Raw genomic sequence first — 16,769 nt, 5'->3', positions numbered from 1 at the left:
GTCGTGGCTCGTGGTGACGGGCGTCAGGGGGGACATCGCAGGAAAGTCTAACGGCTACCGACGCCTGGCCCGGGAGACCCGCAGGCAAATCAACCAGCCAATGCGTCAGGCGGATTCGAGGACGGTTCTCAGCTTGTCACGTTGCTCGTTGTCGGCGAGTGCGGTGAGTTGGCTTTCGAGGCGTGGGGGGATCCGCTTGATGCTTACCGCGACGCCGTCCTTCTCGGAGTGGTCGATGAAATACAGCAGGGCCCGGGCACCAGAGGTGTCGAGGTAGGTGACGTGCTGGAGGTCCAGCGACACGTCCTCACGACCGTCGCGCAGGGAGCCAAATACACCGTCGACGGACAGGAACGACAACGGACCGTCGATGCGATAGGTGCCGGTGTCGTCCTGGGTGACCTTGGCTTTGCGTTGCCGGGATCGGAGCCTATGGACCAGCAGCGAGAGGGCGATTCCGACCATCACCGCGATGGTGAGGTCGACGACGACGGTGATGATCATCGTCGTGAACATGACGATGACGTCGCCCCTGGGTGACACATGCGCTTTGCGCATGGCGTGCCAGTCGAACATGCCGACGGCAACCAATATCAGTATCCCCGACAGCACGGCGAGCGGGATGTACTGCACCACGGCACCAAGCCCGGCAACGAAAACGAACAAAACGACACTGTGAGTGGCCGCCGACAGGGCGGTCTGACCACCATTTCTGACGTTCACCACCGATCGGACGGTCGCGCCGGCACCGGCCAGCCCGCCGAAGAGCCCGGCGGCGATATTTCCAATCCCCTGGCCGATCAGTTCTTTGTTGCTCCGGTGCCGGGTGCCCCTGATGTTGTCCATGACCAGCGACGTCAGCAGTGAATCGAGGGATCCCAACAGCGCGATGGCCACCGCCGACAGCAGCACCTGCAGCATCGTCGAATTGGCGACTTGCGGGAAGTCGAAAGACGGCATGGCCTGTGGGATCTCGCCGATGTAGTCGACCGTCCTGTTGATCGAGACCGGCCCAGCGCGCAGGTCGCGCAGCCATGGCGCCGCGAGCGGCAGCACCGAGCTGACCAGAACCAGGACGAGCAGGCTCGGTGGAATCGCTTTGATAAACCGGCCGCTAGCCAGCAGCAGGACGACCGTTACCAACACGAGCAGGGAGCTGCTGCGCACCTGATCCAGCTGGGTCATGATGATGAGGATCGCGATTCCCCCCATGAATCCAGAGATCACGGGGTGGGGCACGTAGCGGATGAGTGAACCGAGCCGGCACGCCCCGAACAGGATCTGAAAGACGCCGGCGAGGATAAACGCGAAGAAGGCACCCTCGAGTCCGTGTTCGGCGATGGTTGCGGTAGCGACGACGGTGATGGGGCCGGTGGGGCCCGTCACCTGTCCGGGTGTCCCACCGAACACGGCCGCGAAGAATCCGGCGAAGATGGCGCCGTAGAGCCCGATGAGCGCACCTTGGGACGTTCCGGTGGCGGTAATGCCGAACGCGATCGCCAGCGGCAGCGCAACGATCGCGACGGCCACTCCCGATAAGAGCTCTCTAGCGATTCGTTGTAACACCAGGCGAGCACCTTACTAGCCGAGCGAATCCGAACCCAACCCGCAGCGGGCCAGGTTGCCGACCAGACTTACCGGCACTCCCTGCGGCAACCATGCCGCAAGAGGATGAATAAGGCAACCCCTGCCGCTCAGGCCACCGTCGCCTGGACGATGATCGGCTACACGCTCGCGATAGCCGCTGTGAGCCCATGGCAAGTTGGCCCACCGATCGGTTTGGTACCAAACGCTCTACATGGGCTCGCTCGCAGCGTTCAAGCTTGGCTGGCTGCTATCCGCGATGGCACCAAACGTCGTTCTGCTCACCGCATTTCGGGTGCCGCAGGGCCTCACCATGTTGACCGTGTTCGCCACCGGCCAGGCTGGGCAGCACCGCTGCCGAACCTTTCACGTAACGCCCTGAGCGCCACAGCGATCCGGCAATCGAGAAAAACGCCGCGCACTAGCTTGTAGCTCAGAATCTCCGGACCGAGTAGAGCCATGGCGATCGGTCCGTGCGGTGGGCTTGCCGGATATGCCGGTGTGCTCCTTCCGGGCTTTCAGCGTCCACATGCGCGAGCTGCGGCAGGTCGGCGTTATCGGTAGTGCCCAGGCATTGAGAATTGCGTCACATCCGGGTGGCGGGCAGCCGTCGTCTGCAACGAGGCCGACGGTAGGCGATGGGTGAGGCCATGGAGGGCAAATGTCCCCATGGTGTATCGATTACGTACCCTCTTACTTCGTCGGGGTCGCATCGGCATTCGCCTTGCCCGCCTGTGCATTCACCACGATCGACCCGGTTGCTGACATGTATCGGGACGGTGTGTCGCCCGAGCCAGGACGCCAGACGTTGCCAACAGTAACGATTATACCCCTATGGGGTATTAACACGCGCGTCACACGGCCGAAACCTTTTTTGCAGAAGATCTCTTATGGAGATTAACGTGCTAGGTCACTGTTGCCCTAGTCATAGCTATCGTATCGACGACGGTGTCGAGCCAGCCCACCCATAACGAGGCGGTTTTCGATGACCCTCGATGTCCCGGTCAACCAGGGGCATGTCCCCCCGGGCAGCGTCGCCTGCTGCCTTGTTGGGGTCACCGCCGTTGCTGACGGCATCGCCGGGCATTCCCTGTCCAACTTTGGGGCGTTACCTCCCGAGATCAATTCGGGTCGTATGTATAGCGGTCCGGGATCCGGGCCACTGATGGCTGCCGCGGCGGCCTGGGACGGGCTGGCCGCAGAGTTGTCGTCGGCAGCGACTGGCTACGGTGCGGCGATCTCGGAGCTGACAAACATGCGGTGGTGGTCGGGGCCGGCATCGGATTCGATGGTGGCCGCCGTCCTGCCCTTTGTCGGCTGGCTGAGTACCACCGCGACGCTAGCCGAACAGGCCGCGATGCAGGCTAGGGCGGCCGCAGCGGCCTTTGAAGCCGCCTTCGCCATGACGGTGCCCCCGCCGGCGATCGCGGCCAACCGGACCTTGTTGATGACGCTCGTCGATACCAACTGGTTCGGGCAAAACACGCCGGCGATCGCCACCACCGAGTCCCAATACGCCGAGATGTGGGCCCAAGACGCCGCCGCGATGTACGGCTATGCCAGCGCCGCGGCACCCGCCACGGTTTTGACTCCGTTCGCACCACCGCCGCAAACCACCAACGCGACCGGCCTCGTCGGCCACGCAACAGCGGTGGCCGCGCTGCGGGGGCAGCACAGCTGGGCCGCGGCGATTCCATGGAGCGACATACAGAAATACTGGATGATGTTCCTGGGCGCCCTCGCCACTGCCGAAGGGTTCATTTACGACAGCGGTGGGTTAACGCTGAATGCTCTGCAGTTCGTCGGCGGGATGTTGTGGAGCACCGCATTGGCAGAAGCCGGTGCGGCCGAGGCAGCGGCCGGCGCGGGTGGAGCCGCTGGATGGTCGGCGTGGTCGCAGCTGGGAGCTGGACCGGTGGCGGCGAGCGCGACTCTGGCCGCCAAGATCGGACCGATGTCGGTGCCGCCGGGCTGGTCCGCACCGCCCGCCACGCCCCAGGCGCAAACCGTCGCGCGATCGATTCCCGGTATTCGCAGCGCCGCCGAGGCGGCTGAAACATCGGTCCTACTCCGGGGGGCACCGACTCCGGGCAGGAGTCGCGCCGCCCATATGGGACGCCGATATGGAAGACGACTCACCGTGATGGCTGACCGGCCGAACGTCGGATAGCCCACCGAAAACCCGTGACGAGGTAAGGAGTTCATAGCGATGGATTTTGGGGCGTTGCCACCGGAGGTGAACTCCGGGCGCATGTATTGCGGCCCGGGCTCGGCACCGATGGTTGCCGCAGCGTCCGCGTGGAACGGGCTGGCCGCCGAGCTCAGTGTGGCCGCCGTCGGCTACGAGCGGGTGATCACGACGCTGCAAACCGAAGAATGGCTGGGTCCGGCGTCGACGTTGATGGTCGAAGCGGTCGCCCCGTATGTGGCGTGGATGCGAGCCACCGCCATCCAAGCTGAGCAGGCAGCCAGTCAGGCGCGTGCGGCGGCGGCCGCTTACGAAACCGCGTTTGCCGCCATTGTGCCCCCGCCGCTGATCGCGGCCAATCGCGCGCGGCTCACGTCGCTGGTCACGCATAACGTGTTCGGTCAAAACACCGCATCAATCGCGGCCACCGAAGCTCAATACGCTGAAATGTGGGCCCAAGACGCCATGGCCATGTACGGTTACGCGGGCTCCTCGGCGACCGCGACCAAAGTGACGCCGTTTGCCCCGCCGCCGAACACCACCAGCCCATCCGCCGCGGCGACGCAGTTGTCCGCAGTCGCCAAAGCCGCCGGCACCTCAGCCGGCGCGGCGCAGAGCGCAATAGCGGAGCTGATCGCCCACTTGCCCAACACGCTGCTGGGCCTCACCTCGCCCCTGTCGTCCGCGTTGACCGCCGCCGCGACCCCGGGGTGGCTGGAATGGTTCATCAACTGGTATCTGCCGATATCACAGCTGTTTTACAACACCGTGGGTTTGCCATATTTCGCCATTGGTATTGGCAACAGCCTTATTACATCGTGGCGGGCGCTGGGATGGATCGGTCCCGAGGCCGCCGAAGCTGCCGCCGCGGCGCCGGCGGCCGTCGGCGCCGCGGTTGGCGGTACCGGACCCGTATCCGCGGGTCTAGGCAACGCGGCCACCATCGGCAAGTTATCGGTGCCGCCCAACTGGGCAGGGGCCAGTCCGAGCCTAGCCCCGACCGTGGGTTCGGCCTCCGCACCCCTGGTCAGCGATATCGTCGAGCAACCGGAGGCCGGTGCGGCGGGAAACCTGTTGGGCGGCATGCCGCTAGCCGGTTCGGGCACCGGTACGGGGGGTGCGGGTCCCCGCTACGGGTTCCGGGTTACGGTGATGTCCCGGCCGCCGTTTGCCGGATAACGCGAGGCCTTCCCTACCCCAGAACTTGAGGACGCCATATATGCCGGACGATATCGCGGCTGCCGACCCGACAGACACCCAGCCGCACCTGCGTCGGGACCTTGCCAACCGCCATATTCAGTTGATCGCGATTGGAGGCGCGATCGGCACCGGCCTATTCATGGGATCTGGGCGAACGATCTCGCTCGCCGGTCCGGCGGTCATGGTGGTCTACGGGATCATTGGGTTTTTTGTGTTTTTTGTGTTGCGCGCGATGGGCGAGCTGCTGCTGTCGAACCTGAACTACAAGTCGTTCGTTGACTTCGCCGCCGACCTCCTGGGCCCGGCGGCGGGCTTTTTCGTGGGGTGGTCGTACTGGTTCGCATGGGTGGTCACCGGGATCGCAGACCTCGTCGCGATCACCGGCTATGCCAGGTTTTGGTGGCCCGGCTTGCCAATCTGGGTCCCGGCCCTGGTCACGGTCGCCCTGATTCTCGCTGTCAATTTGTTCAGCGTCCGCCACTTCGGGGAGCTGGAGTTTTGGTTCGCATTGATCAAGGTCGCTGCCATCGTGTGCCTCATCGCCGTCGGCGCGATCCTGGTGGCAACCAACTTCGTCTCCCCTCATGGTGTGCACGCGACCATCGAGAACCTGTGGAACGACAACGGGTTCTTCCCAACGGGTTTCCTGGGCGTGGTCAGTGGCTTTCAGATCGCGTTTTTCGCATACATCGGTGTGGAGCTCGTTGGCACCGCCGCGGCTGAGACAGCGGACCCGCGCCGCACCCTTCCCCGCGCGATCAATGCCGTGCCGTTGCGGGTCGCGGTGTTCTACATCGGTGCCCTGCTGGCGATCCTGGCCGTCGTGCCGTGGCGGCAGTTCGCCAGTGGCGAGTCCCCGTTTGTGACGATGTTCTCCCTAGCCGGACTTGCCGCTGCGGCGTCGGTCGTCAACTTCGTCGTGGTCACCGCAGCGGCCTCGTCAGCGAACTCCGGCTTCTTCTCCACCGGGCGAATGCTTTTCGGCCTCGCCGACGAAGGCCACGCTCCGGCCGCTTTCCACCAACTCAATCGCGGCGGCGTGCCCGCACCCGCCCTGCTGCTGACGGCTCCGCTACTGCTGACCTCCATCCCGCTGCTCTATGCCGGTCGGTCGGTGATTGGGGCGTTCACACTCGTCACGACGGTCTCATCCCTGCTGTTCATGTTTGTGTGGGCAATGATCATCATCAGCTACCTCGTCTACCGTCGCCGACACCCACAGCGTCACACCGACTCGGTGTACAAGATGCCCGGTGGCGTGGTGATGTGCTGGGCCGTGCTGGTGTTTTTCGCGTTCGTGATCTGGACACTTACCACCGAAACCGAAACCGCAACCGCGTTGGCGTGGTTCCCGCTATGGTTCGTGCTGCTCGCCGTGGGTTGGCTCGTCACCCAGCGCCGGCAGAGCCGCCGCAGCTTTGGTTTTCACTGCCAGGTCGTCGGGGTTCGTCAGCAGCTCGGCCGCGGTATGGCCAGGCTTGCAATGAAAATCCACGCGCGGCCCAAACTCCGAAGTGCGGTCGTCGTCGAGCCAGTGTCAGCAGGTGAACCAGGTGCCCGCAGGTCCGCGAAATCTGTGCGTAAGCTAGCGAGCGATGATTCGCAAAGCGCGCATTGCCCCGTTGCGGTGGTCGGTCTGGCGGATGGCGGCCGGGATCCGCAATATCACCACGACGGGCCAGATCGGTGATGGACGCGAAGCGGCGGCCGTCGACTATGTCCTCGCCCACGCCGGGGCCGGCAACATCGACGACGTGCTGGCCACCATCGACAAGTTCGCCTATGAGAAGTCGATGCTCATCAACGTCGGTGACGAGAAAGGGACGCTGCTCGACGCGGCGGTTCGGCGCGCCGACCCGGCATTGGCGCTGGAGTTGGGCACCTACCTCGGCTACGGCGCGCTGCGGATCGCCCGGGCCGCTCCGGAGGCCAGGGTGTACTCCGTCGAACTCGCCGAAGCCAACGCCAGCAACGCCCGGCGAATATGGGCGCATGCCGGCGTCGATGACAGGGTGGTGTGCGTGGTCGGCACCATCGGCGACGGTGGGCGCACCCTGGACGCGCTAACCGAGCACGGATTCGCAACTGGCACACTCGATTTTGTGTTCCTCGACCATGACAAGAAGGCTTACCTGCCCGATCTGCAGAGCATCCTAGACCGGGGCTGGTTGCACCCGGGCTCGATCGTGGTTGCCGACAATGTCAGGGTGCCCGGCGCGCCGAAGTACCGTGCATATATGCGCCGGCAACAAGGCATGTCATGGAACACCATTGAGCACAAGACGCACCTCGAATACCAGACCCTGGTGCCCGACTTGGTATTGGAGTCCGAATACCTGGGTTAGTCGACGGTTAGTCGTCGATTGGTCATCGCGTGCGGTTGCGGTGTGGCTGCGGATGGCTGTCAGACCGAGTCGATACGGTGCGGCCATGCATTCCCTGATGTATCCGTCGATCGACCTCGATGACGCCCCAATGTGATCCAGCAGTTCAACGAGCGCAACGCGCCGGTTTTCCTCATCAGCCTCAAGCCCGCGGCTTCGGGCTGGACCTCAAACCTATTCGCCAGCGTCGTCGACGACGGCAACGCCTTCGGCTCCGTACCCACCGTCGACGACATCCGCGGACTACTCGCTTGAGCGGGCCGGAACGTGTCAAGGCCGGGGCTACCTGCACGCCGTCGACTACGCGAAACAGCGCGTCAGAGCTGCCCACCGTGACCACCCATCGCACGTGATGTCTTCATCGCCTCATGTTGCTGGATGTCTCCGAGCCGACCATTATGCTCGCCGAATAGGCGTGGCCTCGCGGCTGGCGATGCTCCTGAATTCAACTGCACCACATTGGATTAACCCACAATCAGCATGGCATCGGCCGGCTAACCGTGATAGTATTCGAACATGTATTCGAGTAGCCGGGAGGAGGCCGTCGCCGCGTTCGACAACCTCGACACCGCCCTTAACCGGGTCCTGAAGGTCTCCCCTGACGACCTGACCATCCCGGAATGCCTGGCAATGCTGCAGCGCTGCGAAAAGATCCGTCGGCGCCTACCCGCCGCCGAACACCCCTTCATCAACAAACTCGCCGACCAAACCGACCAAACCGAACTGGGCGGCAAACTACCCTTCGCCCTGGCCGAACGGCTACACATCAGCCGCGGCGAAGCATCCCGACGCATCCATGAAGCCGCCGACCTGGGCCCACGCCGCACGCTAACCGGCCAACCCCTGCCCCCGTTGCTGACCGCCACCGCCGCCGCCCAACGCGCCGGCCACCTCGGCCCCGCCCACGTGCAGGTCATCCGCTGCTTCCTGCACCAGCTACCCCACCATGTGGACCTACCCACCCGGGAGAAAGCCGAAGCCGAGCTGGCCACCCTAGGCGGCCGGTTTCGCCCCGACCAACTACACAAACTAGCCACCAAACTCGCCGACTGTTTGAACCCCGACGGCAACTACAACGACACCGACCGCGCCCGCCGCCGCAGCATCATCCTGGGCAACCAAGGCCCCGACGGCATGTCGGCGATCAGCGGCTACCTGACCCCCGAAGCCCGCGCCACCGTCGACGCCGTGTTGGCCAAGCTGGCCGCCCCCGGCATGGCCAACCCCGCCGATGACACCCCCTGCCTGGCCGGCACCCCGTCACAGGCCGCGATCGAGGCCGACACCCGCAGCGCCGGCCAACGCCACCACGACGGCCTGCTGGCCGCGCTGCGGGCCCTGCTGTGCTCGGGGGAGCTGGGCCAACACAACGGGCTACCCGCGGCCATCATCGTGTCCACCAGCCTGACCGAACTGCAATCACGCGCCGGCCACGCGCTGACCGGCGGCGGCACCCTGCTGCCCATGAGCGACGTGATCCGGCTGGCCAGCCACGCCAACCACTACCTACGTATCTTCGACCACGGCCGCGAGCTGGCCCTCTATCACACCAAGCGGCTAGCCTCACCCGGACAGCGAATCGTCCTCTACGCCAAGGACCGCGGCTGCTCGTTCCCCAACTGCGACGTACCGGGCTATCTCACCGAGGTGCATCATGTGACGGACTTCGCCCAATGCCAAGAAACCGACATCAACGAACTCACCCAGGGCTGCGGCCCCCACCACCAACTGGCCACCACCGGGGGCTGGATCACCCGCAAACGCAAAGACGGCACCACCGAATGGCTTCCCCCAGCCCACCTCGACCATGGACAACCCCGCACCAACAGTTACTTTCACCCCGAAAAACTCCTGCACGACAGCGACGAAGACGATCCATGAGCGAGAGGCGCAACCTCTGTGTCGCGGGCGAGCCAAGTGACCAGCAACCGCTACCGCTAGTGACGGTCATCGCTTAGCGTGCCCGCGGGTGAGCTCCCGCCCACACCTCGCGCAGTGCATGGACGGTGACCAGGGTATAGATCTGCGTCGTGGTCACCGAGGCGTGCCCCAGCAATTCCTGCACCACCCGGACATCGGCGCCACCCTCCAGCAGATGCGTGGCGAACGAATGCCTCAACATATGCGGCGAAACACCGGCGGTGATGCCGGCACGCTCGGCCGCGTCCTGCAGAACCTGCCACGCGCTTTGCCGTGACAACCGGCCGCCGCGCGCGTTGAGAAAGATCGCCGCCGTTCCGCGGCCCCGCCGCGCTAAGTCGGGCCGTCCCCGCACCAGATAGGCGTCCAGCGCGTGCACTGCCGGGCGTCCCACCGGAACCAGCCGCTGCTTACCACCCTTGCCGCGCAACAACACCGATCTGGCGTGGGTGTCGATGTCGTCGAGGTCAAGGCCGACGGCCTCGGAGATCCGCGCCCCGGTCGAGTACAGCAGTTCCAGCACCGCACGGTTTCGCAGCGTCAGCGGGCCGTCGGACGGTTTATCGCCGCCCGCACCTTCGAGCAGCGATAGCACCTCGTCGATTGTCAGGCTCTTAGGCAATCGCCGGCTCGGCGTCGGTGGCCGGACGGCGCGCGCCACGTCCAGTTCGGCCAGCCCTTCTGCGGCAGCGAAGCGATGCAGCCCGCGCACCGCGATCAGCGCCCGTGCCGCCGACACCGCGGACAACGCCGCCGTGCCGGAATCAGGATCCCCGCGCCGCAATGCCACCAGGAACTCGCTGACGTCGTGCTCGCCGACCTTGGCCAGATCGGTAATCCCTCGTTCTTCCAGGTGCTTGGAGTAGCGGCGCAGATCACGTCGGTAGGAGCTCAATGTGTTTGCCGCGACACCTCGTTCGATCGTCAGATGGTCGAGGTAGCCCTGCAATTGCAGTGCCAGCGTCTTCATCGCTCGGCTCTCCGCGCGGCGAACGCCGTTGGCCTGTCGATCCATTCGGTATCGAGTGGGCGTGGCTGGGCGAACCCGGTCGTCACCGCGTGCACGGCCAAAACACCGGCAATGGCAATGGAATTGACGATTTCGCCACGCAGCACCCGGCGAGCCGCTTCGGCAATGGGATACCACCCCATCGTCATGTCGGCTTCTTCGTGATGGGCTTCGGGCCGGCCCACCTCGCGCAGTCCGGTGGCCAGATAGACCCGCACCGATTCGTCGCTGAAGCCCGGCGCGGTGTCCAGATCGACCAGCACCTGCCAGGTGCTGGCTTGCAGCCCGACCTCCTCCCGCAGCTCCCGGGCGGCCGTGAGATGAGGTGGCTCCCCAGCGACGTCGAGCAACCCCGCGGGCAGTTCCCAAAGCCGCCGACCATAGGTGTGGCGGTACTGATAAACCATCGGGATGTTGCCGTTGTCGTCCATCGCCACAATGGCTACGGCACCGAAGTGCTCGACGACCTCACGCGTCACAATACCCCCACCAGGCATCCGCACCTGGTCCCGACGTAATGCGAAAATGGCTCCCGTATGCAAGGTTTCCGACGATATCGTCTCGAAATCATGCTCAGCCACGAGACGCAGGTTCCGGTAGCGGCTGGCCCACGCCGTCCCGATGGGAGCTACCGTTGGGTGTGTGCTCGGGGATCTCGGGGATCTCGACAGGCAGCAACTCACCCGCCTTGTAATCGATGGCTGCCCCGACGAATGCGACAAACAGTGGGTGCGGCCGGGTGGGTCGGCTCTTCAACTCGGGGTGGGCCTGGGTGCCGACAACGAACGGATGCCGATCCGGCGGATACTCGACGAACTCTACCAAGTGTCCGTCAGGTGACGTCCCGGAAAACCTCAGGCCGCTTTCGGCGATCTTGTCTCGGTACGCGTTGTTGACCTCGTACCGGTGGCGATGCCGCTCGGACACCTGGGTAGTTTGGTATGCCTGGGCAACAACCGAATCCGGCTCCAACACGGCGGGGTAGGACCCGAGACGCATGGTACCGCCCAGATCCGCCTCGCCGGCCACGATTTCTTCTTGATCGGGCATCGTGGCGATAACGGGATCTGGTGTGTCGGGATCAAATTCGGCCGAATTGGCGTTGGTGAGACCGACCGATCGCGCGGCCTCGATCACAATGCACTGCAAACCGAGGCACAGCCCCAACACCGGCAACCCGCGCGCCCGCGCGTATGCAATGGCGCCGATCTTGCCCTCGATGCCCCTGATGCCGAATCCGCCCGGAATGAGCACCCCATGCACATCGCCGAGCGCCGCCGCGGCACCACTGGTCGTTTCACAACCGTCGGATGCCACCCAACAGATCTCGACCTTGGCCCGGTGCTTGAATCCGCCGGCACGCAATGCCTCGGCAACCGAGAGGTAAGCGTCGGATAATTCGACGTACTTGCCCACCAAAGCAATTCGCACTGTCTCATGTGGTTCGTGAACCCGGCGCAGCAGGTCGTCCCATTCGGTCCAATCGACGTCGCGGAACGGCAGATTGAGTCGGCGCACCACGAACGCATCGAGCTCCTCGCGGTGCAATACCTTGGGTATGTCGTAGATGGAGGGCGCGTCCGGGGTGGAGATAACGCCGTCGATATCGACGTCACACATCAACGCAATCTTGTTTTTCAGCGCTTCGGGAACGTCGCGGTCGCAGCGCAGGATCAACGCGTCCGGGGTAATCCCAATGCTGCGCAGTGCGGCCACCGAGTGCTGTGTTGGCTTGGTTTTGAGCTCACCCGACGGCGCCAGGTAGGGCACCAGCGACACGTGCAGAAAAAACACGTCCTCCCGGCCGAGATAGTGCCGGACTTGCCGCGCTGCCTCCAGGAAGGGCTGTGACTCGATATCGCCGACAGTGCCCCCGATTTCGGTGATGACCACGTCCGGGCGGTTACCGTCGGCGTCCGGTTGGGCCATCGCCAGGATGCGCCGTTTTATCTCGTCGGTGATATGGGGGATCACCTGCACGGTGTCGCCCAGGTATTCGCCGCGGCGCTCCTTCGCGATCACCGTTGAATACACCTGCCCGGTAGTCACATTCGCTGAGCCGGGCAAATTGCGATCGAGGAACCGTTCGTAGTGGCCGACGTCGAGATCGGTTTCGGCACCGTCCTCGGTCACGAAGACCTCGCCGTGCTGGAACGGGTTCATGGTACCCGGGTCGATGTTGAGGTACGGGTCGAGCTTTTGCATCGTGACGTGTAACCCACGAGCCGTCAACAATTGTCCTAGGCTGCTGGCGGTCAGTCCCTTGCCGAGCGAGGAAGCAACGCCGCCGCTGACGAAGAGGTGCTTGGTAGCGGTTTGCGGGTGCTTTCGCACTGAGCGACCTCCGTGAAGACGGGCAGGGCTGTTCTTGACGCTGCCAAGATTTCTCTGGCCTTGCTGGGCCTGCCGACCCACGGAAACCCACCCTAACATCCACGGCGCCTCACCGCGGGGAACACGCCCTAACGCGGGCCTACTGGGAAACCGTGACTGACATCGCCCCGTGACCGGTGCCGTAGTGCCCCACGTGGCCTCCGTTGATCAGGTCATGCAGGGCAAGGATCACGGTGATTCGTCCGGGCTCGGCGTCGATGTCGTCAACGGTGCTGATTTCGGCCGCCATGTCGGCATCGGCGCGGGTCACGGCGACGGCGGCGGGTCGGTTCGCCGAACCGTCCCGGCCGGCAAGCAGCGTGCCAGACCCGCGCGGCGCCAGCGCCGCGGCGAACCGAGCCACGCTGACCCCCTGGTTGCCGGCGTCTGTAGAGAGCGCTCCGCCGGTGACCACCACCGTGGCGTTTGCCGTCCCAATGCGGTCGCGGGGCTGATAGGTGATGAAGCCGGTTTCGCGCAGTGCCGCCAGCACAGTGTCCCGCTGCGCCTGCTCGACAGTCGGCGCCGCCGGGTCGGCGTTGCTCAGCAAGGCGATGCCGAGCAGGTCGCCGGCTTGGGAACCTTGGTCAACGAGTTTGGTGCTCAACTGGCTACCGGCCGGCAGAATGGACGAGTTCACCACTGAGCGCAGTTTCTCGGCGGAGTTGGCTTCGACGAACTCCTGGGTCAATGAGACCGTTGCGGTGACCGCACCGCCGGCCTGTCCCACGATCTTCGACACCGCAGCGATATCGTCGTCGTGGGCATCCGGGGTGCGGAAGATGACCACCGACTTGCCGACTAGCGCGTCGTGCACTATTCGGCTGCCTACTTGGATATCGAAATTGTCTGCCGCGCTGAGCTTTTCGCGAAGTGCATCCCGCTGATCGGTGAGTCGGTCGATCTGCGTGTAGAGGTCCCGCTTCTCGCTACGCAAGCTGGACAGCAAAGTATCGGAGAAAAAGCCGGAACCCAACACTACGCCCATGGCCAGCGCCAGGAAGACCGCAGCCAGTGAGACCGCATGTTGACGCAACGAGATCATGAACCCACCGTCCAAGAAAACCTAGGAGACCAAGTGCTGCACCCAAAGTGAGAATCGGTTCCAGTAGTCGATGATCCAATGCAGGACCACGCCGTCGGTGCGGGATACCCACAGTGCCACGATGATGGCGATCAGCATGGTCAGTGCCAGCAATGCGATGGCGCCGCCCGAGATGTGGTTGCGGTAGAGCGTGGCCACCGCCTTGGCGTCCACCAACTTCTCCCCTACCCGGAGTCTGGTGAGGAAGGTCGAAGGGTTGCTTTGCACACGCGTGCGGTCGAAGAACGTCTCGATGTTGGCAGCGTGGCCGGCGGTGACGAGTAGCGCCGCGCCATGATGGTCGGCCAGCAACAAGGCCAGATCCGTCGCCGAGCCCGCGGCCGGGAATGTCATGGCGCCGACACCGAGATCCTGGATTCGCTCCAGGCCCGGCGCGTGTCCATCGGCGTCGGCGGGCAACACCACCTGGGCACCGCACTTGAGCACCTCGGTGCTGATTTGGTCAGGGTCGCCGACGATGAGCTGCGGGCGATACCCCGCCTTGCGCAACACGTCCGCGCCGGTGCCCACACCAACCAGCACCGGTTGGTACTCCTTGATGAACGGCTTGAGGGACTTCAGGTCATCGGGTCCGCTGGGTTCGTCGGCGACGATCACCACGTGCCGACGCCGCAGATCGACGTCGACATCGGGAATCCCGATGCCGTCGATCAATAGCGGGCTTTCACTGCGGATGAACTCAATTGTGTTGCCGGCGAACGCCTCCAAGTGGGCGACCAACCCGCTCTTGGCCTCCCGCATCAGGTCGGCGATGTCATGATCCGTACGCTCGGTACCGCGGATCAGCCGGCGGTCGCCGGCGTACACCCCGCCTTCATACAAGCGAACCTTGGCACCGTCTTTGACCTTTTTGAAAATCTCCGGTCCGGTCTCGTCGATCAGCGTGACACCGTTGGTGACCAACACCTCTGGACCGAGGTTCGGATAGCGGCCCGAGACAGACGACGATGCGTTTACCACGGCGGCGATCTCCGCTTCCACCAGTGCATCGGCGGTGATGCGGTCCAGATCCAGGACGTCGAGAACCACAATGTCGCCGGGACAGACCCTACGCAGCAATCGGTCGATATTCCGGTCGACCCGGGCGATGCCGATCAGGCCCGGCCGGGAGGTGTTACGGGACAGAAGCGCTGACATCCTCATGGGGGGATTCTGGCGGTGAAGCTGGGCAGGTGCGTGGAGGCGCGCCGTAACATTAGCCTCACAAGTTATATGACATCACTTCAGTCACAGCCTTGCTAGGTGAGCTCGTCGTTCTGCGCGGTCTCGAGTAACTCCCGCGCGTGCGCGCGACCACTGTCGGAATCACCAAGCCCGGCCAGCATCCGTGCCAGCTCGGCCACCCGATCCTCGCTGGTCAGGCGCCGCACACCGCTGGCACCGTCGCGCCCGGTGCGCTGCACCATCAAGTGCACATCGGCATAGGCGGCGACCTGCGGCAGATGGGTGACCACGATGACCTGGTGGGTGCGAGCCAACCGCGCCAGCCGCCGCCCGATCTGTACCGCAGCCCAGCCGCCGACGCCGGCGTCGATCTCGTCGAACACCATCGTGGTGCCAGCCGCTTGTTTTCGCGAAGTAGCCAGCACCACCTCCAGGGACAACATCACCCGGGACAGTTCGCCGCCGGATGCGCTCTTGGCCAGCGGCAGCACTGTCATCCCCCGGTGTGCGACGAAACCGAACTCGACCGCATCGACGCCATCGGCACCGGCCCGGGCCAATTCGCCCGACGCCAGGGCCAAGGCGACGGGATCGCCGTGGTCGGCCAGCTCTGTGGTCACACCGATGGTGAATTCGGCATCGGCCATCGCCAGGGCGGACAGCTCCGCGCTGACCTCCTTGGCCAGCCGCTTGGCCGCCTTCCGCCGGATCGTGCTGAGATCAACTGCGGCTTGGCCTAATTCGTGGGCGAGCTCACCGGTACGGCGTTCCAGCGCTGCCAGCCCTTCTTCGGAGACGTCGAGTTGAGCCAGCCTTGCCCTCGCCTCATCCGCCCACCGGAGCACGCCATCGATGTCGGCGGCGTACTTGCGGGTTAACGTTCGCAGCTGGGCTTGGCGCGCCAGCTTGGCGTCCAGCGCGCTGGCGTCGGCGGGCAGCTCGTCCAGGTAGGCGCCGAGCTCGGCGACCGCATCGACGACCACCGTCAACGCCTCACCGACCTGTTCGGCCAACCCCCGCAACGCGGCATCATCGCTCGATTGCAGTGCCGCACGTGCCCGCCCGAGGCTGTCGACGGCGCCGCGGTCGAATGCGTCCGCGTCTGGTGTCCCGCACAACGTCGCGCGTGCAGTAGTCGCGGCCTCCCGCAGGGTGTCCAGTTCGGAAAGCCGGGCGATGTCGGCGACCAACGCCACGTCCTCCCCCGGCTGCGGGTCGACGGTGTCGATCTCGTTGAGCGCGAATTTCAGCCGATCGGCCTCTTGCGCTAGTTCCCGGGCCCGGTTGCGACGGTCGACGAGGTCGCGTCGGGCCGTTAGCCAGGCATCCCGCAGCTTGCGGTAACGCTGGACGGCTTCGCCAGCGGCCGCAAAGCGGTCCAGTGCACCACGTTGTTCGTCAGGGCGCATCAACCGCAGCTGGTCGTTCTGCCCGTGCAGAGTAAGCAGCTCGTTCGTGAAACCGCTCAACGATTTGGCGGGTACACCGCGGCCGCCGAGGTAGGCGCGCGACGGTCCATCGCGACTGATCGAGCGCAACGCGATCACGCTGCCGTCCTCGTCGCGCTCGGCCCCCGACGAGTCGAGAACCGCCTGCAGCCCCGCGACGGTCGCGTCGTCGAGATCGGTTGTAGTAAAACGCCCTTCGACAACGGCACGGTCAGCACCGGACCGAACGCGAGTTGCATCGGCCCGGGCACCACCAAGTAGGTGCAGCCCGGTCACCACCATGGTCTTGCCGGTGCCGGTCTCCCCGGTCAGCACGGTAAAGCCGCGATCGAACTCAGCGGTGGCAACGCTGATGGCGCCCAGCGACTCGATCCGTAATTCAGTCAACACCTTC

General features: G+C 64.7%; 14 protein-coding genes. 7 read left to right on the top strand and 7 right to left on the bottom strand.

Translation table 11 applies throughout. The annotated features are described in order from the left end of the window. Positions 1 to 105: 105 nt before the first annotated feature. Positions 106 to 1,566, bottom strand: coding sequence for a SulP family inorganic anion transporter (locus FF952_RS09045; protein ID WP_003408423.1), 1,461 nt, complete (start codon positions 1,564 to 1,566; stop codon positions 106 to 108). Positions 1,567 to 1,798: 232 nt separating this feature from the next. Between FF952_RS09045 and FF952_RS09040 the strand changes: the two genes are divergently transcribed. From FF952_RS09040 to FF952_RS09010, 7 genes are all read left to right on the top strand, one after another. Further along, entirely contained in the window at positions 1,799 to 1,966 is a 168-nt protein-coding gene (locus FF952_RS09040; RefSeq protein ID WP_003408420.1) for a hypothetical protein, read from the top strand. Positions 1,967 to 2,719: 753 nt separating this feature from the next. Next, positions 2,720 to 3,754 carry a PPE family protein gene (locus tag FF952_RS09035; protein WP_003918302.1) on the top strand — a complete coding sequence of 345 codons (1,035 nt, stop codon included), beginning with the start codon at positions 2,720 to 2,722 and terminating at the stop codon, positions 3,752 to 3,754. A 39-nt stretch (positions 3,755 to 3,793) separates the two neighbouring features. Beyond that, positions 3,794 to 4,951 (top strand): PPE family protein, encoded by a 1,158-nt coding sequence (locus FF952_RS09030; RefSeq protein ID WP_003408416.1) that lies wholly within the window; start codon positions 3,794 to 3,796, stop codon positions 4,949 to 4,951. A gap of 40 nt (positions 4,952 to 4,991) precedes the next feature. After that, positions 4,992 to 6,662 carry an amino acid permease gene (locus FF952_RS09025; protein ID WP_003408413.1) on the top strand — a complete coding sequence of 557 codons (1,671 nt, stop codon included), beginning with the start codon at positions 4,992 to 4,994 and terminating at the stop codon, positions 6,660 to 6,662. Further along, a complete protein-coding gene (locus tag FF952_RS09020) occupies positions 6,568 to 7,317 on the top strand; it encodes an O-methyltransferase (protein ID WP_014848103.1) in 750 nt (249 codons plus the stop codon). The genes FF952_RS09025 and FF952_RS09020 overlap by 95 nt, the downstream gene beginning before the upstream one ends. Positions 7,318 to 7,449: 132 nt before the next feature. Beyond that, positions 7,450 to 7,611, top strand: coding sequence for a hypothetical protein (locus FF952_RS09015; RefSeq protein WP_009939761.1), 162 nt, complete (start codon positions 7,450 to 7,452; stop codon positions 7,609 to 7,611). A gap of 261 nt (positions 7,612 to 7,872) precedes the next feature. Then, positions 7,873 to 9,237 carry an HNH endonuclease signature motif containing protein gene (locus FF952_RS09010; RefSeq protein WP_003898977.1) on the top strand — a complete coding sequence of 455 codons (1,365 nt, stop codon included), beginning with the start codon at positions 7,873 to 7,875 and terminating at the stop codon, positions 9,235 to 9,237. Between the two features lie 73 nt (positions 9,238 to 9,310). Here the strand turns inward: FF952_RS09010 and xerD are convergent, their stop codons facing one another. The 6 genes from xerD to recN all read right to left on the bottom strand — a co-directional run bounded on the left by xerD (position 9,311) and on the right by recN (position 16,765). Beyond that, positions 9,311 to 10,246 carry a site-specific tyrosine recombinase XerD gene (gene xerD / locus FF952_RS09005; RefSeq protein ID WP_003408401.1) on the bottom strand — a complete coding sequence of 312 codons (936 nt, stop codon included), beginning with the start codon at positions 10,244 to 10,246 and terminating at the stop codon, positions 9,311 to 9,313. Beyond that, positions 10,243 to 10,866 (bottom strand): ADP-ribose diphosphatase, encoded by a 624-nt coding sequence (locus FF952_RS09000; protein ID WP_003408399.1) that lies wholly within the window; start codon positions 10,864 to 10,866, stop codon positions 10,243 to 10,245. Before FF952_RS09000 ends, xerD begins: the two co-directional genes overlap by 4 nt. After that, positions 10,859 to 12,619 carry a CTP synthase gene (gene pyrG / locus FF952_RS08995; RefSeq protein WP_003903572.1) on the bottom strand — a complete coding sequence of 587 codons (1,761 nt, stop codon included), beginning with the start codon at positions 12,617 to 12,619 and terminating at the stop codon, positions 10,859 to 10,861. Before pyrG ends, FF952_RS09000 begins: the two co-directional genes overlap by 8 nt. 139 nt (positions 12,620 to 12,758) lie before the next feature. Further along, on the bottom strand, positions 12,759 to 13,703 hold the full coding sequence (mctB, locus tag FF952_RS08990) for a copper transporter MctB (protein ID WP_003408390.1): 945 nt from the start codon (positions 13,701 to 13,703) through the stop codon (positions 12,759 to 12,761). 21 nt (positions 13,704 to 13,724) lie between these two features. Next, positions 13,725 to 14,906, bottom strand: a complete 1,182-nt coding sequence (steA, locus tag FF952_RS08985; protein WP_003408387.1) for a putative cytokinetic ring protein SteA — start codon at positions 14,904 to 14,906, stop codon at positions 13,725 to 13,727. Between the two features lie 95 nt (positions 14,907 to 15,001). Then, the gene (recN, locus tag FF952_RS08980) at positions 15,002 to 16,765 is read right to left on the bottom strand and encodes a DNA repair protein RecN (RefSeq protein WP_003408385.1); all 1,764 of its coding nucleotides are present in this window, start codon (positions 16,763 to 16,765) and stop codon (positions 15,002 to 15,004) included. Positions 16,766 to 16,769: the final 4 nt, after the last annotated feature.

It is taken from the genome of Mycobacterium tuberculosis complex sp. N0072 (assembly GCF_030323725.1).
GTDB classification, from domain to species: domain Bacteria; phylum Actinomycetota; class Actinomycetes; order Mycobacteriales; family Mycobacteriaceae; genus Mycobacterium; species Mycobacterium tuberculosis.
The sequence above is the reverse complement of the archived record's forward strand: the minus strand, read 5'-3'. Positions and strand labels throughout refer to the sequence as shown.